17 protein-coding genes are annotated in these 20,987 nt (G+C 45.8%); 5 read left to right on the top strand and 12 right to left on the bottom strand.

The genetic code is table 11. From position 1 onward, the window contains the following. Position 1: 1 nt before the first annotated feature. The 6 genes from MHH63_RS25625 to MHH63_RS25600 all read right to left on the bottom strand — a co-directional run bounded on the left by MHH63_RS25625 (position 2) and on the right by MHH63_RS25600 (position 9,965). The gene (locus MHH63_RS25625; RefSeq protein ID WP_038573706.1) at positions 2–2,017 is read right to left on the bottom strand and encodes a bifunctional diguanylate cyclase/phosphodiesterase; all 2,016 of its coding nucleotides are present in this window, start codon (positions 2,015–2,017) and stop codon (positions 2–4) included. A gap of 233 nt (positions 2,018–2,250) precedes the next feature. Then, positions 2,251–3,909, bottom strand: coding sequence for a hypothetical protein (locus tag MHH63_RS25620; protein ID WP_248548954.1), 1,659 nt, complete (start codon positions 3,907–3,909; stop codon positions 2,251–2,253). After that, the gene (locus MHH63_RS25615) at positions 3,902–4,708 is read right to left on the bottom strand and encodes an ABC transporter ATP-binding protein (protein WP_036682032.1); all 807 of its coding nucleotides are present in this window, start codon (positions 4,706–4,708) and stop codon (positions 3,902–3,904) included. Before MHH63_RS25615 ends, MHH63_RS25620 begins: the two co-directional genes overlap by 8 nt. Before the next feature lie 305 nt (positions 4,709–5,013). Then, complete coding sequence (locus MHH63_RS25610; protein WP_179089365.1) at positions 5,014–5,328, bottom strand: hypothetical protein; 315 nt, start codon at positions 5,326–5,328, stop codon at positions 5,014–5,016. Between the two features lie 64 nt (positions 5,329–5,392). Next, a complete protein-coding gene (locus MHH63_RS25605; protein ID WP_341172223.1) occupies positions 5,393–9,121 on the bottom strand; it encodes an S-layer homology domain-containing protein in 3,729 nt (1,242 codons plus the stop codon). A 73-nt stretch (positions 9,122–9,194) separates the two neighbouring features. Further along, entirely contained in the window at positions 9,195–9,965 is a 771-nt protein-coding gene (locus MHH63_RS25600; RefSeq protein ID WP_248548952.1) for a hypothetical protein, read from the bottom strand. Positions 9,966–10,320: 355 nt separating this feature from the next. On the opposite strand from MHH63_RS25600, the gene MHH63_RS25595 reads away from it, so the two are divergent. After that, complete coding sequence (locus tag MHH63_RS25595) at positions 10,321–11,676, top strand: dicarboxylate/amino acid:cation symporter (protein ID WP_076179275.1); 1,356 nt, start codon at positions 10,321–10,323, stop codon at positions 11,674–11,676. Between the two features lie 87 nt (positions 11,677–11,763). Here MHH63_RS25595 and MHH63_RS25590 read toward each other — a convergent pair whose 3' ends face one another. The 4 genes from MHH63_RS25590 to MHH63_RS25575 all read right to left on the bottom strand — a co-directional run bounded on the left by MHH63_RS25590 (position 11,764) and on the right by MHH63_RS25575 (position 15,644). After that, positions 11,764–12,759 carry a Gfo/Idh/MocA family protein gene (locus MHH63_RS25590; RefSeq protein ID WP_076303572.1) on the bottom strand — a complete coding sequence of 332 codons (996 nt, stop codon included), beginning with the start codon at positions 12,757–12,759 and terminating at the stop codon, positions 11,764–11,766. 163 nt (positions 12,760–12,922) lie between these two features. Next, positions 12,923–13,876: a 1,4-dihydroxy-2-naphthoate polyprenyltransferase gene (gene menA / locus MHH63_RS25585; RefSeq protein WP_076219134.1), complete on the bottom strand. Its 954-nt coding sequence runs from the start codon at positions 13,874–13,876 to the stop codon at positions 12,923–12,925. Positions 13,877–13,914: 38 nt separating this feature from the next. After that, entirely contained in the window at positions 13,915–14,691 is a 777-nt protein-coding gene (locus tag MHH63_RS25580; protein WP_076303570.1) for a DUF6081 family protein, read from the bottom strand. 35 nt (positions 14,692–14,726) lie between these two features. Next, positions 14,727–15,644: a prenyltransferase gene (locus tag MHH63_RS25575; protein ID WP_036682043.1), complete on the bottom strand. Its 918-nt coding sequence runs from the start codon at positions 15,642–15,644 to the stop codon at positions 14,727–14,729. A 335-nt stretch (positions 15,645–15,979) separates the two neighbouring features. Here MHH63_RS25575 and MHH63_RS25570 point away from each other — a divergent pair, with 335 nt between their 5' ends. The 4 genes from MHH63_RS25570 to MHH63_RS25555 all read left to right on the top strand — a co-directional run bounded on the left by MHH63_RS25570 (position 15,980) and on the right by MHH63_RS25555 (position 19,210). Next, complete coding sequence (locus tag MHH63_RS25570; protein ID WP_036682044.1) at positions 15,980–16,603, top strand: acetate uptake transporter; 624 nt, start codon at positions 15,980–15,982, stop codon at positions 16,601–16,603. A 54-nt stretch (positions 16,604–16,657) separates the two neighbouring features. Then, positions 16,658–16,975 (top strand): hypothetical protein, encoded by a 318-nt coding sequence (locus tag MHH63_RS25565; protein WP_076278292.1) that lies wholly within the window; start codon positions 16,658–16,660, stop codon positions 16,973–16,975. Between the two features lie 121 nt (positions 16,976–17,096). After that, the gene (locus MHH63_RS25560; RefSeq protein WP_036682046.1) at positions 17,097–17,573 is read left to right on the top strand and encodes a DsrE/DsrF/DrsH-like family protein; all 477 of its coding nucleotides are present in this window, start codon (positions 17,097–17,099) and stop codon (positions 17,571–17,573) included. Positions 17,574–17,698: 125 nt separating this feature from the next. After that, a complete protein-coding gene (locus MHH63_RS25555; RefSeq protein ID WP_340394720.1) occupies positions 17,699–19,210 on the top strand; it encodes an aminotransferase class V-fold PLP-dependent enzyme in 1,512 nt (503 codons plus the stop codon). A gap of 12 nt (positions 19,211–19,222) precedes the next feature. On the opposite strand, the gene MHH63_RS25550 is transcribed toward MHH63_RS25555, so the two are convergent. Both MHH63_RS25550 and MHH63_RS25545 read right to left on the bottom strand, forming a co-directional pair. After that, positions 19,223–20,134: an aldo/keto reductase gene (locus MHH63_RS25550; protein ID WP_076301471.1), complete on the bottom strand. Its 912-nt coding sequence runs from the start codon at positions 20,132–20,134 to the stop codon at positions 19,223–19,225. A 59-nt stretch (positions 20,135–20,193) separates the two neighbouring features. Then, on the bottom strand, positions 20,194–20,811 hold the full coding sequence (locus MHH63_RS25545; protein ID WP_036682051.1) for a TVP38/TMEM64 family protein: 618 nt from the start codon (positions 20,809–20,811) through the stop codon (positions 20,194–20,196). Positions 20,812–20,987 lie beyond the last annotated feature (176 nt).

Raw genomic sequence — 20,987 nt, 5'->3', positions numbered from 1 at the left:
GCTACGATACTGCTGTATTCGCTATAAACCACTGGCCCAGCTCATGCACCGGCATTGGCCGCCCATAATAATAACCCTGCATCACTCTGCAGCCTAAGGATTGCAGCAGCTCAATCTGCTCTGGTGTCTCCACACCTTCCGCCACGACCTCCATATTAAGATTGGTGGCAATCGCAATGATATTACTGATAATGGCTTTCTTGGAATGCATCTTGCTCTTACGAATAAACACTTGATCAATCTTGAGTGTGTTAACTGGAATCTCATCTAAATTACCAAGGGATGAAAAGCCTGTCCCAAAGTCATCCAGTGATACCCTTACCCCAAGTGCCCGAAGTCTGGAGAGCTGCGCAACCGTCTCTTCCATGTTATTCATCGCAATGGACTCTGTAATCTCCAGTTCAAGGAAATGCGGCTCTAGACCTGAACGTGTGAGTGCTTCTTCTACAACATCGTATAAGCCCCCGCCCTCAAACATCCGTGCTGACATATTAATAGAGACTGCGACATTTGCTATCTCTTCCTTATGCCAAAGCATGTTCTGGCTGCATACATCATGCAGCATCCAATAGGTAATCGGGACAATCAGTCCCGTTTCCTCTGCAATGGGAATGAATTCAGCCGGGGAGATTATCCCATGTTCAGGGTGCCGCCAACGCAGCAGTGCTTCAAGACCCACGGTAACGTTCATATACGAATCCCATTTTGGCTGGTACACAACCATAAACTCGGAGCGTGCCAGCGCTTTACGAAGATCCTTCTCCAGCGACATCCGTCGCAGCTGATGGCGGTTCATCTCCTGATCGAACACACTGAATTTATTCTTACCCGAATCCTTAGAGGTATAAAGAGCTGTATCGGCTGCCTTCATTAACGCTGAGCGGTCAGTTCCATGCATAGGGGTCATACTGATCCCCACGCTTGCAGTAACATATAGCTCATTACCTTGAATACTGTAATATTTCTTAAGCTCATATAAAATGTGCTCTGCTTCCTCTTGCGCATCCTCCACAGTACAATCTGGAAGAGCGATCAGGAATTCATCTCCGCCCAAACGAAAGACCTTGCCTTTACTTCCTACAGAGCGTCTTAATCTTATAGCGACCTCTCGCAGTAACAAGTCCCCTATATCATGTCCAAGCGTATCATTAATCGACTTAAACCGATCCAGATCCACAAAAAATACGGCGCCAGATCTACTCCCGAAAAATTCATCTTTAAAATAACGTACCAGGCCATGCCTGTTCGGAAGATCAGTTAGTGGATCATAATAAGCCATCCGTTCCAGCACATGCCGGTCCAGAAATACAGCACCACCAGAAATCGCAAGCATAAATAGCGTTACCAAGGACACTCCCATTAAAAGAATAACATCAGTCTCCATAAAAAAAGTTGTATTGCCTAGTAGACCGTTATATTCAAAATGAGTCGCCCTTACACTCGTATAATGCAATCCAGTCACCGAAAATCCGATAAAGAGAGCAGAGTATAACTTCCAGCGGTTAAAACCCACATAGTCTTTAAACTTGTGAAATAGAAATAATCCGATAAAAGACGAGAGCATAACGAGGATTACAGCACATGTCTGAGTCCATATCTCATAATGAATCTCCGCTGCGATCTTCATGGAGGACATTCCGATATAATGCATAGCCGAAATTCCGCTGCCTAGAAGAACACCACTAACTATTAAACAACTTTTTCTTAAACGTGGCACAAACGTAATCCGGAATGCCGAATAGCAGCACAACACACCAACCAATAACGATAATACAGCCCTGCCTGGATAATAATTCACGCTAAAAGGAAAACGGCTCGCCATAATCCCTACATAATGTATCGACCATATGCCACTGCCGAGTACACATGCCCCCGATATTAACCATAAGCGACGAACTTTCCCAAACGAACGAGGGACTTGCGAGATCAGATTCAGCGCGGAATAAGCTGCAGTCGCCGCTAGCGCAAATGATAGTAAAACAATCCAAACGTTATAGTGGATTCCCATTTTATCCATTAGTTAACCTCTTCACCGGTTTTGAATACCGTAATCGCTGCAGCGTATTTCTCAAGTAAAAAATCAGTACACGAATATCAGATAAATGGAAGAGTGCGTAAAGATTATAGGTTATCCCTGAAAAGCAACTTTAGATGTATTCTACCTTGTATTCAGCCGATTGTCTAAGAAAATACTGGAATTTATACCCTTTTTTTATGTCGGCAAAAAATGTCCATATTTGACGCATTCACTCACCCCGAAAAGTTGGATATGTGACCTGTGGTTGATGGGGTTTTGGGGAAGGTCTTTCGCCATAACCATTGATTCAAAACTACCAGAACTAACAGATAGATGTAAATTCCTCCGGTAAATAAAGTGAAGACATAATGAATACCCGCCATCCCCATCAGCAAAAACATAAGCATGAAGGCGACTCCAGTGTAATCCTTTTGTTTGGCTGCCTCATAACGCTCTGAAAAAGGTAAGCTCCGCGGATAAACACGAAAGCAGATGACTGAGAAAATCAGCATGGCGAATAATACCACTACTAAATCAGGTACAATGTGCACACCGAACAACAGAATGAACAATACCGCATCTACAGCAAATAAAGGCAAGACTAGCCGTAGCAGCGCCGCCTTAAGCATCCCACGGTAAATAGGCGTGCTATCGGGTAAAGGAATCAGCCTGTAAATCCAAGCTCCTTTATAACTTGTAGAGTATCGTAGCATCTGTATTACAGTCTGCATTAACATCGTGCAGAAATAGATTAACAAGTACACTTTTGAACCTTTAAGGGAACCATCATAACTATTCTGCAATATACCAAATATAAAAATAAACGGGAATGCGATAGAAAAGCCAAGTGCAGGATAGACCTTCAGCTTAAAATCGCGCTCATTCTTCATCATGGACCAAGTAAACCGAAAGAAAATCCCCTCTGCCGGTTCCTTGCATACTCTGCGCGAGAGCCACTCTGCGATCTGGCCCTTGTCTTTTCCACCGGAGCCTTGCTCCGCCAGCTTTTGCAAATTCCGCTCAAACTGTGGCATCAGCTTAATATAGGCTGCGATCAGTACAAGTGGGGTTATCAAAGCCAGCATTGAAAGAATGAAGTAATAGGGTTCTCTCGCTCCACCAAGCAACAGTTCAAACGGAGCCGCGAACCAAACCGGAAAAATAAAGTACTGCCACCAAGCAGGATGATAAGCAGCGCCAAGCTCAGTGAGGTTGAACAACCGGGAGATGAATTGATAGCCCACCATTATTCCGATCGTCAGAAGGATTTGCGTATAATTTATAATATCCTTGAGCTTCTCCCCATCAAAAAACCGCATGATCATCAGGTAGAGCAGTGCAGTTATTACGAGGATAAAACAGTCTAACAAGACAATTGTCACCGCATACATCAGAAAAAAAGCGATCCCCTGCTTAAATAGGCTAAATACCAAAGATGGACCAGTGATCGACAATGTAACTGTCCCTAAGTAGAGGAGAACGTGGATGGTTTTGGCCATATTTAAGGTGGTACGGTTGACGGGTTTGGAAAAAAGAATATTTTTATCACGTAAATCAAGCATTACTGAAGAAAAGTCAGAGATCAGGGTTGTGGAGACAAAAAACATAATGATCCCAAAGGTTAAGCTCATTTGCAGCATATAGTGGTCGTTGGATAGCGTTAGCGGGATTAATATTAAACCAAACAGTAAATAAATCCACTGTAATCGCAAAGGCGAACCTTCTTTAACGTTCTCCTTTTTCTGCATACCTGCAAGCGCTGTAGGCGTTCTTCTTCCGTCCATGGTCAGTTTGATCTGCAGAATACTCCGTATGGTGTCATAATCGACTCCAAATCTTATAAATGCACCCCGCAGCTTATCCAACAGCCTTAGCACGAAGAAATCAGTCATAAGAGGATACCTCTTGCTCTTGCATGACCGCAACAAATTCACCAGCGATATCACGGTATTTATCAAATCCGGTTAATTGATTGAAAATATCTTCAAGCGTCCCTTCGCGGCCTTTCTCCTTCAGCTCTGCAAAACTTCCGTCCGCCACAATATCCCCGCCATCAATCAAAATGATCCGGCTGCTGATTTTCTCAACCACATCCATGATATGTGAGGAGTAAAAAATGGTCTTCCCCCTTGCTGCCAGCGATGCAAAAATCTCCTTCACTATCATCACGCTATTAGCATCCAAACCACTCAGCGGTTCATCCAGGAATAAAATATCAGGGTCATGCAGCATGCTGGAGATAAGCAGCACCTTTTGCTTCATCCCTTTTGAGAACGAAGAAATCCGCATATCGTAAGACTTCTCCAAACCTAACAGTGTAGTTAATTTTTTGGCCTTGTAGTCCGCCTCCGCACGACCTAGCCCATACAGCTCGCCAACAAAGGTTAGATACTCTCTTGCAGTGAGGCTATCATATAATTCGGCTACCTCCGGCACATAACCTATACGTTTCTTGTAAGAAACATCTCCATCGGCAATATCCTTACCGAAAATCTCCACTTTACCGTTATATCCTTCTACCAGACCGAGCATAATCTTCACCGTTGTACTCTTGCCTGCCCCGTTAGGGCCGATATAACCAATAATTTGTCCTCTATATACCTTAAGATCAATTCCCTTTAGCACCATTCGGTCTGTATAGTTCATCCATAAACCTGAAATCGCTATGACCGGATCGTCAGCTAAACCCATATCTCAGTCCCCTTTCTAGTAACTAATCAATAATGTGAAATATTACTACTTTATGTAATTACAATAATTGTATCATTTAGTAGAATCCTCTTCCATGATTTAGTCTGCTAATCTTATGTCTAGTTAAAAAAGAGTGGCCATTAGGCCACCCACTAGAGATTTATAGCGAAAGGCAGCACCACCGATGCCACGAAATGGCTGTTGGCACCCCCTCTATTTGAGCAAACCAGACTAAGATCAGCGTACGTTTGGTCGGGTAGCATTTATAAGTAAGAGAGCGAACACGCTATCGGACACAGCTGACCTTATACGCGGCTTTTTCCCACATTTAGAGTGCTAAAGGACCCCATAGTCGCTATCAGCATGAAAACCACCATAAACGCACCTTTTTCTAAGTGATAGCGTCGCTGGAGTCCGAAACTATGCCCCAAAGGCTGGAAAGCGGAAAATAACGTCATCTGGGTCCGAAAACCGCGCCGATAATGAATGAACTGCTGAATCAAGCGGGCATGAGGGCAAGCGGACAGGGCAAGGGCAACCAGCCAGCCTGCTAACAAACAAAAAAACAGAGCAGCGATACTCCAATAAAAGAGGAATCGCTGCTCTGCTGTCTTAGCCAAACCGAGTCGCCGCATTCATAGTTGAACGCTACTTACGTGACGTCCGCTATGTCTTAGTGGCTGATTATTTGGATAGCAAATTGTAAATAACCAGTGCTGCTTCTGCTCTTGTAGTGACTTCTTTTGGATTGAGTTTACCGTTCGCTCCGGTCACTATGCCTCTCTCTACCAGCGCTTGAAGGGCTTCTTGTGCATAACCAGCGATCTGTCCAGCATCACTAAAGCCGGCAAGCGTGGCCGCTGTCTTCTCAGATGGCAGTTCACCTAGCGCTACAAGCGAGCGGTACAAGAGTGTAAATAGCTCCTGCCTAGTGATCTGAATATCTGGCTGGAATTGATTATCTCCCGAACCCGTTGCTACCCCAAGACGTTTAGCTGTAGCAAGATAATTCGTATAATACGTATTGCCTGCATCTGCAAAATTATCAGCAGCAATGGCATCCGGTGTGATGTCATAAGCCTTGAGCAACAAGACGATGAACTGCCCTCTAGTGATTGCAGCATTCGGACTGTAATGTTCAGCATCCGTACCAGATGTGATACTGCGTGCTGCTAAGAAACCTACTGCATAGCTATACCATGATGCCTCTGGAACATCTGCAAAGCTCACCTGATTATATCCAATAATATATTGGGAGAAATGTGTGGTTACGAAATCTACAGTTCCCTTGGCGGCATTGTAATTTCCACGTACATTGTCCAAACTTCCAGTGCTGTTAATGTGATACACGATAACCGCATCTGACCTTTCTCCCGCTTGCAGCACATACGGTACGCTGATACGAACACTCCCCCCACCGAAGGTGGAAATCGTACTTTCACCCGCTATAACCGACAAGTCATAAACCGGTCTGTCTCCGAGAACAGCCTTGCCTTCTGCCGTTAATGACACCTTCGCGATTCTAACAATTATGTCTCCGGCATCTGAAGCTGCACTAATGCTCGCCAATGATTTGGCATCAAACGTAATCGTACCCACATTCTCATAATCAATGGTAATCTCCGCCTTCGTTCCGGCGGCTAACTCATTAATTATGCTTCTTGGAAGTATAAGATCAGCTGTTTGAGTATCCGAAGTAGCTGCAACTTTAATTTCAAGAACAGCTTTCTTCCCATCAGCTTCTGCCTTCTTAGCGAGACTCACAAATTCAGCAGCCGTTTCTTTTGTGATCGTAGCAGTAGTAACTCCTGTGGTTTTATCCGTTTTAGTTGCCGCTGTTGCTGACAGGTTCACGGTATTCCCTGCTGTTGCCGTAGCAACCAGTTGCGGGCTTGCTGATGGTGTTGGTGTAGTCGTGCTCGGTGTAGAATTGCCACCCGATCCACCTGTTCCACCTGTTCCAGGATCTGAAATAGGCACATAGGCCGGAACCACAATGTCAGTCGCTGGACTTGCCTTATAACCTTCTTTGGCTGCGTATCTCACTTGATACGCGCCCGGTATTAATCCTGTGATTTCTTTATCTGGTGCATACACATAATTAGTTACACTCGACAGCTTATATTCTAAGGCTGTCGTGGTTCCCGTAATTCTTCCATCGTTGTTCGCTGCTGAGGTAGGAGCAACTCCCTGTAACCCAGTTGGAGCTGCTTGTTCCGCAGTGAATGCTGGAACGATTACATCTGCTGCTCTACCAGCGTTAAATCCCTCTTTAGCTGCGTATCTTACCTGATAGATACCCGGCACAAGTCCAACGATCTCTACATCTGATGCGTAGACATAATCGGTAACGGTAGACAGCTTATATTCCAGCGCTTTCGTAGTTCCTATAATTTTACCGTCGTCATTAGCTGCACTGGTTGGTGCTACACCTACTAATCCTGTAGGTGCCGCTTGCTCACCATATGCCGGGACTTCAACTGTAGCGTCTTTACCAACGCTGTATCCCTCTTTTGCCGCATATCGCACATTATAGAAGCCCGGAGTAAGACCAGTGATAGCCGCACCTGTTACAGGCTTATAATCAGCTTCTCCAACGCCTTTATACTCCTGTCCTTCCGCTGAACCCGTAATTTGCCCATCATCATTAGCTTCAGAAGTAGGGGCTACGCCCACCAGTCCTATCGGAGCTGCTTGTTGATGGGTGTAAGCAGGAACTTCCACACTTACGTCTTCGCCAGCATTATAAGGAATGATTGTGGGTCCAGCTGCGGAAGTTGGCCCTTGATAGCCCGATGTTGCGGCATATCTTACCTTGTAAACACCAGGTGCAAGCCCTGTGATGGCTGATCCCGAAACTGGGGTGTAAGCCTCGTCTCCAGCAAGCTTAAATTCCAATGCTGAACTGGTGCCTACAATTTGCCCATCCTTATTGTCGGCCGCAGTTGGTGCTACACCCGTAAGTCCTGCCGGCACAGCTTCGAGTCTGGAGAATATTTTATCCAGCGCTGTTGTAGTGTTATTGTATCTGGCTCCGATTGGGTAATTAGCCTGCACGTAATCCGGTTGGATATTCGTCCAGCTGTACATAAGTTCAACATGCCCTAGAATCGGTGTGTTTTTGCCTCCTGCATCCTTGTTGTCCTTGTTATAAGTGAACAGATACGGAACCTGAAGTCTGTCTCCGCTCACAGTGTTTCCAAGTCCGTCTACATAACTAATTACAGTTGGTTTAGCAGCTGTATTGTTTTCGGTCTTGATATTGGTCAGATAAGTACGAACCAGATCAACATAAAGCTGCGCATACGGATGATTGGTGGTTCTAATCTGAAGCTCATTATTATTATGCGGATTCGCACTGCCCTTAGTGCCGCTGTTGTTATTAGGCTCAGCAACGGTCACACCAGCATCCAGCTTAGTGTCGAAGAAGTAGATCTTATGGATATTATGTTTTTTGGCATATTCGTTGATATATTTAATCACCGCTTGCGTGTTAGGGCACCACGAGCCGCCTAACAAAATCGCATAGTTTCCCTCACTCGCTAAAATTTGCTTCAGCTGATGATAGGTCACATGTTCATAAACAAGCGTGCCATCCGCTTCGTTGAAGATCGTAGGTTTGCCCTCATTTTCCCCTTCATAGTTCTTATTAAATGCAGCCTTGATATAAGCCGACTCGTCGATAGTGTCATATCGGGAAGCGGCACCCAGCACCTCACTTACTGATGTTTTATACGCATTAACCTTCGCCGCATCAAGTGTTCCGTTCGTCAGGAACTCATTCCACGAATAGCTCTTATCCAGATAGGATACGACAGGAGCACTATTTCCCTGTGCATCCTTGTGATCCTTGTTGTATACCAATAAGAATGGAGACTCGAGCTTGTTAGCAGTCACAACTTCCCCGTTTGTATTGGTATAGCTGACATTGCGTTCTGGATCATCTTTGGAAGACAGATTTAAATTCTTCAAATACTTGTTGACCAGATCAACATATTTATAGGCAAATTTATTATTGCTGTCTGCAATCTGAAGGGTGTCCCCGTCCAGCTTAGTATCAAAGTTATAAATCGTTGAGATGCCATATTCCTTGGCTGCCTCGTTGATAAAGCCGATATCGGCCTGTGTATTCTCACTCCAAGCGCCGCCAACCAGAACAGCGTATGTGCCTTCACTCTCAAAAAGATGAACGATATCTTCATACGTCGCTGTTTTAAATACATGGTTAGCATCATTTAGACGGTCATAGACATGACTGAAATAGTCAAACTGGTTAACGCCGCCTTGGGAAGAGGTTATCGCTTCTGCGGTATCCGGATTAGCATAAGCTCTCCCTGCCTGAGTAGGCAGGATTAGCAGGGAGGCTGCCAGCAACAGCGTTACAATTTTTTTGAAGGTTAATGGTCGTATCATTATGTGCACCTCGCCTTAAATAGGTTTATGGGATGAATGGGCTGAAAGGAATCCTGAATGAGCCTGCTGCTCATCAAGGACAAACCTCTTCCTCAGCGGCTGGTGCCGGTGCGGGTGCCTGAACCGTTTCCACTGGAGCAGCTGCTGGCGCGCTGACTGTAGATGCAGGTGCAGAAAACGATGTTTTCGGTTGAGAAGACTCAACTACCGGAGCCGGGGTTGCCTTAACTACCTCTGTGGTAGAGAAGGTTATAGCCTTTTTGGAAGGTGTCTCCGTTGCTTTTGCTACGGGAGCTGCAGTTTCCTTAGGCTGTTCAGATACAACAGGAGCGGCAGTCGGCTGAACGGCTTTAGCGGTTACGTTTGCTTTTGGAGCAGTCGTAGGCGCAGCAGTTGGCGCAGGCGTTGCTGCGCTGGTTTGCGGTTTAACAGATGCAGATACCGTTGTTGCAGCTGTTGCCGTCTTAGCGGTGTCCGTAGCCGGGGATACAGCTGCTTTAGGCTGAGCTGCACCCGCTTCTGGAGCTGCTGAAGCCACAACCTTCGCCGCAGAATCAACAGCTGCGGCTGGGGCCGTAGTCGCTTTTGCCGTGACTGTCTCAGCTGCTGGAGCCGAAGCTTCCGGCTGGACAGCTTCTGTTACAGGAGCTGCAGTAGCTTCTGCCTGAACAACAACTGCTGCCGCAGAAGTAGCTACTGGTAAAGCTGCTGCGGTTACTGCTGTATTACTACTCTCTTGAATGGGTGCTGCCTCTGCTGTTTTTTTGTTAGCGGATACCGCGGCATACGTCAATGCGGAGAAGACGATAGCGGCGGCAACCAAAGAGATCGAAAGCTTTTTCATATGTGTACCATCCTTTTCAAATAAAATAAGAAACCCCTTCACTACATTCTTGTACCTTAAATCCGTAACTCTCCCTTCTCTAAAGTAAAAAAAAGAGACTCAACGGGACGCAATTTACGCGTCTTTCGTTGAATCTCCGGCTGTCCAGTCGATTCCAATTGGCTTGTGATTAAGTTCCATATTATTCATGCCATAGTGCCTTGTCAATCAATTTTTATTTTTCACATGGTTTTTATCGGAATTAATTATTTTTAACATATAATTACATTGACTTTACTATAAATTCTATATAGATTGATCTCAATAGGATTAATCACATTAAAAAACTAGGTTTAAGGGGGTATTGGTAGTGAACATAGATAACAACTTATTATCCGCCATCGAAACGAACTGGTATGGATTTGTCGCCTCCATATTTGTGTTTGCAATTTTGTTTCTACTGGCACGTAAACGAATTGGATTTGGTACCCGGGTACTCATCGGACTTGGCATCGGACTTATTGCCGGTATATTCTTTCAGTACTTCGATTTAGAGACCAAAGCTATTAGCACATTCGGCAGCATTTATATCAGCTTGATCCGCATGCTCGTCATTCCTTTAGTATTCGTACTCGTATTAAACAGCATTTCTTCCTTAACCAATCTGGAGTATCTACGCAAAATCGGGATCAAAACCTTCGCCTGGTTCCTCGGAACAACGGGCATCGCTTCTATTATCGGCCTATCCGTTGCGCTGCTGTTCAATCCCGGCCAAGGTATACAACAAGATGTACCCGCAGATTTTGCAGCCCGTGAAATCCCGACCTTCTCCCAGGTTATCCTCGATCTTGTTCCATCTAACCCTGTTAATGAAGCAGCTACGGGTAAGGTTGTGCCTCTACTCATTTTCGCGATCTTCCTAGCAGTGGCTATAATCAAGATTGGCTCCAAGAAACCGGAAGCCGTCAAGCCTGTACGTGATCTTATTGAATCCCTGACACTGATACTGCATCAGGTTGTGAAATTCATTATTCGCCTGACGCCTTATGGCGTATTCGCACTGATTGCCGGAATCACCGCACGTTATGGCTGGGAGACGTTGCAGGAGCTAGGCAGCGTAATTATAACCTCGTACGTAGCAATGATTATACATTTTGTACTTATCTTTGGCGGATTGGTTCTATTAGTAGCGAAGGTGAATCCAATTCGTTTCTTCCGCAAAGTGTATCCAACCATTACCGTTGCCTTCACAACCAGAAGCAGCTACGCAACCCTACCGGTCAATCTAGAAGTGATTACGAAGCGGCTTCATGTCTCCCCGCGGATCGCGAGCTTTATCGCACCGTTAGGGGCATCTGTGAACTTTAATGCGTGCGGTGGGATTTGGCCAGCTATTGTGGCTGTATTTACCGCCCAAGTATTCGGTATTGATCTGAACTGGACCGACTATATTACACTGGTATTAGTAAGTATTATTTCTTCCATTGGTGTAGCTGGCGTACCTGGACCTGCCGTAATATCGACCACGGTAGTCTTAACTGCTCTCGGCCTTCCGCTTGAAGGAATCGCTATCGTTGCAGGTGTTGAAGCGCTCATCGATATGGGCCGTACCGCAGTAAACGCAACTGGAACAGCTGTAACAGCTCTGTTAGTAGCTAATTCCGAAGGTGAATTTGACCGCGAAGCGTTTAATAGCAATGATGACGATGATATTCTCTTGAGCACCGTGTAAAAGCTGAAACTGTAAAAACCTCCGGAAGCTGCGTAAAGCAGAGCGCCCGGAGGTTTTTTTGCATAGATTCCTATTGGATTCATCTTCTTAGAGCATACTAATTCTTTCCCGCTTTTTAGCAGAAGCTAGACAAGTCTCGATCAATTGCATGCCCAGCACTGCATCCTCAGGTGCAAATAATTTTTTTCCTGTAAATACTGCGGCGGCAAAATCATCGACCTCCCGTGTATAGGGATTCGCCCCGGTGGCATCAACCCGTCTTACCCCTTCTCCCGTATGCACAAAAAATTCAGCATCCTCATCTCTAGCATTAAAAGGCATAGGCACTTCAATCATTCCATCGGTCCCCAGAATCTCTAACAGCTGGCGGTTATATGCCCACATCCCGCAATCAAAAATCAGGCTTAGCCCCTTCGGAAACTCTACCAGCCCTGAAGCCATCATATCTACATTGTCATGCTTCGGAGAGAACATTGCCTGTACTGTCACGGCTTCCGGCTCAGCTCCGAACAGCAGTCGTGCTGCACTAAGCGGATAACAGCCGATATCATAAAGCGAGCCGCCGCCCCAAGCGGATTTAAAGCGAATATTAGAGGTGTCTGTAGCGTCATTATAAGTAAAAGTGCCTCGAATGGAGCGTAATTCGCCAATTTCACCGCTAGCTATAATCTCTTGCAATTCCGCAATCCGAGGATGATGCCGATACATATAAGCTTCTGCCAAATGGACTCCAGCATCATTACAAGCTTTTACCATCTCAGCCGCTTCTTCACTGTTCAGCGCGATCGGTTTCTCACATAAGATATGTTTGCCAGCTTCCGCCGCACGGATTACCCATTCCCGATGGAGGTGATTTGGCAGTGGAATATACACTGCATCAATATCCTTATCCGCCAGTAATTCATCATAGCTGCCGTAAGCTTTATCTATTCCGAACTCTGCGGCTACAGCGCTGCTTTTTTCTAAACCGCGACTGGCTACCGCTGTAATCATTCCCGTCTCCGAATCCATTATAGCCGGCATCACTGAACCTGTCGCAATCTGCGCGCAGCCCATGATTCCCCAGCGAAGTTTTTGCACCATCGTTGCTAACCTTCTTCCTTATAGATTACTTACTATACTTAAAGCCACCTTATCATAGAATGAAACGTTTCTCTAACAGAAAGAAGCCTGCAAATTGCAAAAAAACAGTGCCAAAAGGAGCTCCAACCCCGATAGACACTGCTTTTTTATAAAATATGAATGTTTATATTAGTGCATTCAACAGCACAGCCGCACCCAGCACAACTATACGCGCAAGGTTCATCAATACGAAGTTTTTGACGGCAAGAATAAAGGTACTCGCCTTCTCCTGTTTCTCTGTGAACAAGGCAATATTTCGGCGAAGCGGGATCAGCGTAAGTAGAATCAACAGAACCAGAATAGGATTAATCCCTAAGATCAGCAGCACTACAAGATCCAGATAAGAGACATAGTAGAGATATTTAAAAAGCACAAGCGCATTGCGGCGGCCAATGTACACCGGAAGCGTGTACCTGCGATTCTCCACATCCTCATCAATATCACAAATATTATTAGCGAGCATAATCCCTGCGATCCCCAAAATAGCGGGCACGGAAAACCAGAAAAGGTACAGCACTTCCACGATGTTGATATTCAAGCTGACCCAGCCGTTCTGAAGCAGCAGTGAAACCACATGCTCATCCGTATGGATATAGGCAGAGATAAAAATAATAACAAAGCCCATAAACAAACCCGAAAACAGCTCACCTAACGGCATACGCGAGATGGGAATCGGCCCGAACGAATAAAGTATACCGATCAAGAACGACAGTCCACCCAGCAAAAAGACCAGCAAACCCGTCTGAGTGACAAGCGCAATCCCGCCCCCTGCTGCCAGCGCCAGCAAAATAACAATCGTCGCCACGACGGTGCGCTCTTTTAGCTTAAAATGAACAATCGGATTATGCGTTTCGTAGCCGTAGCCGTGGGTTTTGGAGGCTTTTTTGAAATCGTAATAGTTGTTAATCGCCGTCGTCGCCATATCGAAGCTAAGCAAAGACACGAACATCAATCCAAAACGCAATACGTAAAAATCCTCAAACCGGTACAGGGCATACAACGTTCCCATTAGAAACGGAATAATACTGGCTACCTTCGTCGGCAGCTCCACAAATCTTAGAAAGCTTTTAATATTCACACCATACACCCTTATCTGTCAAATGAGCCTGCAAGGTATTACTGTTCAGTTGTTGTAACCGTCACCGGGGACCATTCTGCAATAACTGTTTGTCCATGTACAGACACACTGCCTTCAGGACTCAGATCCTTCTCTGTCATAATTCCGAGCGCTACAGTGAAGTTATTGAATTTAAGCGGTATATTTTTCTCGCGGCGTACTTCCTTGCCGTTCAAATAGAATACAGCCTCATCATTGCCGCGGTGATAGGTAATACGGTACGTATTGAATTCCCGTGGTTTGAAATCCGTATCTTCTTTAAAGATGCAGAAATATTTCGTTCCAGTGCTTTCTGGCACTTGTACACCCGGGAATGGCAATATACCATATACACTAGCGTATTTGTCATTTCCCGCGAAGAAATCAAGCGCAGCGCCTGTCGTGAAATCCAGCAGGTTCAGCGATACATATCCATCATACAGATCTCCAGGTGCAGTTCCTTGTGTACGGCAACGAATTTGCAGCTCAATGCTAATCTCTCCAGCTTCCGGAATCTCCACTGGCTTGGCTGAATAATACATGTGCTTGGCATTGTCCAGAATTTGCACTTGATGGTTCTCACGAGATAACTTCGCACGTACATACAAGGTATCATTACGAACGATAACTACAGCCTCCGGCTCACGGTAAGCCCAAAAAGATCCGTCAGGCAGTGTAAATCCACCCGTCTTCCAGACCTTTCCTTCTTCTAAAATAGAGTGGAAATCCCCAAGAACCATGCGATTGCCTTTAACTTGTTGTTCTTCTGCCGTCAATTCCTTGTCCTTCTTTTCCATGAAAGCTCACTCCTTCTGTAGTCCATCTATTAGTATCAGATCAAGCCTTGAATTAATAAAGTTATTGCCATTACTACTCCGCAGCGTACGGAGGCTTTTTGTGAAGCACCCATCAGCGGGATATAAGCCGGCGAAGCATTATGTTGCTTGAGACTACTGTAAATGCGCAGCGGCCAGAAAGCTGTAACCAGCGCCAGCAGTGCGTAAACAGGAAGTACACCCAACAGCACACAGACTATCACCGAAGCGTAACCAGTAAAAAGAAGTACACGTGAGAATACAAGTGCCTTTTGTTCTCCCCATACTACAACAAGCGTAAGCTTACCCGCCTGCTCATCCGCTTTCCAATGTAGGAAATGGTGATTAAACAACAATAATGTAGTTAAAAATCCGACAGGCAGCGAGAGAATTACAGGCTTCATGCTAAACTGACCGGTTTGTACGAAATAGGAGCCTAATACAGGCATAATCCCAAAAGCAATAAAAATGGCCATCTCACTATAACCTTTGCCGCGATAGCCATAACGCAGTGGCGGAGCCACATAGAAATAAGCGATTAAAGCACCAACAAGTACAAACCAGAGGATGTTCCAACCGCTATATATACTAAGAATCCCACCACAGATAAGGGCAATCGCCAGCATACTCCAGGTCATCCTTGCATAAAAAGACTCCGAGAGGATTCCACCTGTCAGTAGCCCGGAGTTTGTGCTGATTTCACCAGCGGAATTCTTTGCTTCTGTATCGGTTCCGTTGCGGAAGTCCCACAGATCATTCACCATATTGGAGAACAAATGCGCCGAAATCGCCCCTATTAAGGTAAGAATAAATAAAACCGGATGGAATGTCCCTTCCCATACATATGCCCCAACGGTCCCCAAAACAATCGGGATGAGCATAACAGAAAAACTCCAAAACCGGGTCGCCTTGGTAAATAATGTCCATTTGTTCACTTCAAGCTTACCGCCTTTTTCATATGATTTGATAATAATTATCACTGACTATTATACATCAATTTTCAATAGATTGTGAAGATTATCACTGCATATAATGTCTATTCTTGACATAATACTTCCGTTTGTTTGGTTAAGTATCTTGATAATGGAAGATAAAAATGTAAACAATTCCTTATTTCACGCAGGACCCCTATTTTACGACAAAAAATGAGTGTTGTTTTATAGGCAAGCACATACCGATATGATATGATAGGCAAGCCTATGAACAGCGCCCCTTACGGGCTGTTTTTAAGAGCGTAAAACTATATATAATAATGGAGGCTTTTACTGTCATGTCAGCGCAATCCCCTAACACCCAATCTGTCAAAATCGTCACTGCCGACCCTAGCGCCATCGGGCTATTCGGACTGGCTATTGTCACATTGGTCGCTTCTTCACAGAAGCTTGAATTTACAACAGGACTTAGCTACGTTATTCCTTGGGCTATCTTCCTGGGAGCATTCGCGCAGCTATTCGCCGCCATTCAGGATGCTAAGCACAACAATACCTTTGGTATGACCGCCTTTGGCGCCTACGCTTTCTTTTGGTTCGGCATGGCTAGCAGCTGGCTAATCAAGCTTGGCGTATTTGGTCCAACGCTTGCGGAGGCTGTAGATCCTAAGCAGCTCGGATTTGTATTTCTGGGTTACTTGATCTTCACACTCTTTATGACGATTGGTGCCGTTGAGGCAAATAGAGTTCTGCTTATCATTTTTGTATTGATAGATTTTCTCTTTATCGGACTAACCTTTGATTCCTTTGGGATCGCTCCAGAATTCTTCCATAAGCTAGCTGCTTGTGCTGAGCTTGGTATTGGTATCGTGTCCCTTTACGGATGTGGAGCATCCGTGCTAAACGCTCATTTCGGCCGCAGCTTCTTACCGATTGGAGCTCCGCTGGGCATCTTCAAAAAATAGAAATTGTTCTGATCTGAAACTAATACTTTTGCAAGCCGAAAGGATGCTGAGACTATGCATGTCCTGTCCTCTTCTGAATTAGCGGTAACTGCTATTTTCGCCCTTATTCTCGCAGTTATTGCCTACCTGATCATTCGGAATATCCCGAAGATGGTTGGTGATATTGCGGCTTTTCGCAAAAGAACACTGGTTTGGACCCAAGTTTCACTAGTACTAACGGTGCTTCAGTTGAATTTCAAAGCAGGCGATTGGCGCTTTTCTATCGTCCTTGGACTCATTGTGTTATTTACCGGAGCTATTTGGCTGTCCGCCCGTTATTACGACATCAGTCGCAATGCAGGTCCAGAATCTAAAGATCCTGAAGCACATTAGTAAATCTCAAGCTCCCGAAAGGGGGCTTTTTTTTATAATTTCAGAAAGCTTCTTCGCATAGTTCTCCCCATCACAACCATACTAATGACATTCTAATAAAAGTAACGGGAGGATTATCAGGGTGAGCAAAAAAATCAATCTGCTAATGTTCAGTGGGGAATACGACAAAGCGATGGCTGGACTGATCCTAGCAAATGCCGCAAGAGATATCGATGTCGAGGTTACTATGTTTTTTTCATTCTGGGGTCTATTTTTGGTGCGTGATCCGGAGAAAATGACTCTTGAGGACAAGAGTATCTACGAGAAGCTGATGGATGTTATTACACCGAAGGGCCCTGGGCAGCTGCCGCTCTCTCATCTGAACTTTAGCGGGCTGGGACGAATGATGCTGGAGGAAATGATGGAGGAACAAGGCGCACCGAAGCTGATTCATTTTCTAAAAGGGGCTCGTAAAAAAAACATCAAATTCTATGCCTGCAAGCTCTCTGTGGAGATCATGGGCTTTAAGCCCGAGGAACTGCTGCCAGAGGTCGAAATCATTGATGCTGCGGCATATTTAAAGGACGCTTTAGAAAGTGATGTACAGTTATTTATTTAAAGTCTGACTAGGCTTTAACCCAATCCCCCATGCAGGCATATACTGTTGCCATAGAAACTACTGGCACGCCGAAAATACACCCCATTAACTTAACACTGACGGCGTACGGGCTGGAGGGAATATCCGTGCTAAACATCATCCACGCCTCTTCTGCAGAGACGCCCGCTTCATTACAAGACCATTTTAATACTTTTCGTGGTCACACCATCGGCATTCGGCATCAAATCAACACCCCTTATGGCAGACAGCCGCTTCTGTATGCCGATTGGACCGCAAGCGGGCGCTTATATGAACCGATCGAACGCAAGTTGCAGGAAGCCTTCGGTCCCTACGTCAGCAATCCACATACAGATTCCAACACCACCGGACTAATCATGACGCAGGCTTATAATGAAGCTCGCCAAATCATTAAGAACCATGTAAATGCTGGCCCTCAGGATGTACTGCTCTTCTGCGGCAATGGAACAACAGGAGCCGTGAACAAGCTGCAGCGTATCATGGGATTAAGGCTCCCGGAATGGCTACTGGAACATAATAACCGTGCACTGGAAGACCGCCCCGTTATCTTCACCAGCCATATGGAGCATCATTCCAATATTCTTCCTTGGCAGGAGGGACTTGGTGACGTCGTTACCATTCCCGCCGGAAAGGACGGAAATATTGACCCTCAACAGCTTGAAGACCAGCTGCGACTGTACCCCAATCGCCGTTTCAAGATTGGTTCATTTACAGCTTGTTCTAATGTGACTGGAATTCAGACGCCTTACGCAAAGCTAGCGGCTACTATGCATCGTCATGGGGGCGTATGCTTTGTGGATTTTGCCGCCAGTGCTCCCTACGAGCCTATCAATATGCACCCACCTTCCCCACTGGAGAAGCTTGATGCGATCTTTTTTTCTCCGCATAAATTTCTGGGTGGGCCGGGCACAAATGGCGTTCTAATCTTTGATGAAGCGCTGAGCAATGGACGTATTCCTGACGAACCGGGTGGAGGTACAGTAGCCTGGGTCAACCCTTGGGGAGGACGCCGCTACACTAATGCGATTGAGATGCGGGAAGACGGGGGAACACCGGGGTTTTTACAGGCTTTTCGCACGGCACTTTGCGTGAAGCTGAAGGAGCAGATGAATGGAAACGGTCAATATATGGTGATTAGAGAACACGAGCTGTGTCAGGAATTAATGGCAGGACTCCGCAGCATCCCGGAGTGCGCGCTGCTGGCCGGAGATCATACAGAACGTCATGGAATCGTCTCTTTTACACTTCGTGATATCCATTACAACCTCGCTGTTCAGCTGTTGAATGACCGTTTCGGCATACAAGCTCGAGGCGGCTGCTCTTGTGCAGGTCCATACGGACATTACCTTCTTGGATTAGGGTGGACGCAATCCGCTCAGATTGCCGGAGCGATCATGAGCGGCGACCAATCCTTCAGACCAGGGTGGATTCGCATCTCCCTACATCCCATTATGACTAATCAGGAAGTAGAGAGAATTGTATCCGCTGTAAGGAGTATTGCGACCCATGTCCAGCAATGGAAGCAGGACTACCTTTACGATACTTCCACGAACAGCTGGAATCATATCTACGCGCAGCATTCACCCGAGATGAAGCTCCAAGAACTCTTCACCATGTAACAATCTAACTTATCACACGTTGCCCTTCACCATGTCCAAATCGGCAGCACTGGCATTGGAGATGACCTGTTCTACATTTTTGCAGCCCGGAATTACACTGGTTACTGCGGAATGCTGGAGACACCAAGCCAAAGCCCACTGCGCCATATCCAGACCTGACGGCACTTCAGTAGCAGCAATTTCTGCTACTGCGCGCAGCTGCTTTTGTCTTACATCCTCTTTATGGTTAGCTCGCACATCACCCTGAGCAAAAACCGCATCTGGCTTATACTTGCCGCTCAAATAACCACTGGCTAACGGAACGCGAGCTAACACACCTAATTGATGCTCGATGCACAGCGGAAGAATCTCTTCTTCAGGTTGACGATCCAGCCGATTATATACTACTTGTATGGCCTCTGCTTGCACATCCGCTGCCGCAGAGGTCTGGTGCACCCCCGAGCCCGATGCACTGATCGACACGCCCAAATGACGGATTTTGCCGGCTTGCTTCTGTCTGTCGAGCATACTCCACAGCTTATCATTATCGAATTGCTCATCCGTTCCGGAATGGAATTGATAGAGGTCAATATACTCTGTTTGGAGTGCGCGGAGGGAGTCGTCTAGCTGCTTAAGCACATCCTCAGCACGCCATAGCTGTTCCCGCTGCAAATGCCCCTGAAAATGATGGCCAAATTTCGTAGCTACAACCCAGTCCTCGCGTTTGCGGCGCGCCAGATAATCCCCGATGAACTTCTCCGACAAGTGATCTCCGTAACATTCTGCCGTATCAATCAGATTAATACCCAGCTCTCCAGCCTTATCCAGCATGGCATCGACTTCAACCTGAGTGAAATCCTTGCCCCACTCTCCGCCAAACTGCCAAGTCCCTAGGCCAATCACCGAGACATTCATTCCTGTACTGCCAAGCTTACGATATTTCATCATCATTTCCTCCTTTATTCTATTTAAATTTAGGGATTCAAGTTAATTCTGACTCTATGCTAAGCTATCTTGTTCCCATCCTGTGCTGTTCTAGCAAAACGCGCTTCGATGGCTTTGACTCCCCATAACGACAGCCCGATAAACAACAGAACATAGATAATCTCCCACGGCTGGCGAATGAAACGTTCCAGATCGTTGCCAATGTATGAAACTGCGAATACCATAATCGCTTTGCCTACCGTGAGCGCAAGAAGATACGAACGGAACCTCATCCCGGCAAGCCCCGCTGCCATATTAATCACAACAAAAGGTCCTACCGGAAATATACTAAGCAGAAAAACATAGCTAAATCCGCTTTGCCGCACCCACGTCATGCTTTTGGCTACTTTGGGCCGCGCTGCCCATTTTCGTAAATAACGATGGGAGGCTACTTTGCGGATAATCCAAAAGGTAGTCACACAGCCTGCAACCAGACCGATCCAAGAATACAAAAAACCTAACCATAAACCATATACGGCCCCATTTAACCCTACGATCGCAATAGTTGGCAGTGGTGGTATAAATGATTTCATAAACGTTAACGCAATGCCCGGAAAGGGCCCAAACGAACGATATTGTTCAAGCAGATGCCGCAGATTATCCTCTGTCAGCCAAGACATAATATCAAGAAAATACATAACCAGCTGATCTCCTCATCCGATTGGAATTCTTAACACTTGGTCTCAATTATACACGAAGTTACGTTTATTCCTACAGTGCCGCCAATATAGAGTGAGCAACCGGGACTAATTAAATGACAGGGAGAAAATTCTTCGTTACTATAGACAAAAATACATATTAGACGGGGGCATAA

This window comes from Paenibacillus sp. FSL H3-0310, assembly GCF_038002785.1.
Classification (GTDB): domain Bacteria; phylum Bacillota; class Bacilli; order Paenibacillales; family Paenibacillaceae; genus Paenibacillus_AQ; species Paenibacillus_AQ odorifer.
This window is presented reverse-complemented; position numbering and strand designations above follow the sequence as displayed.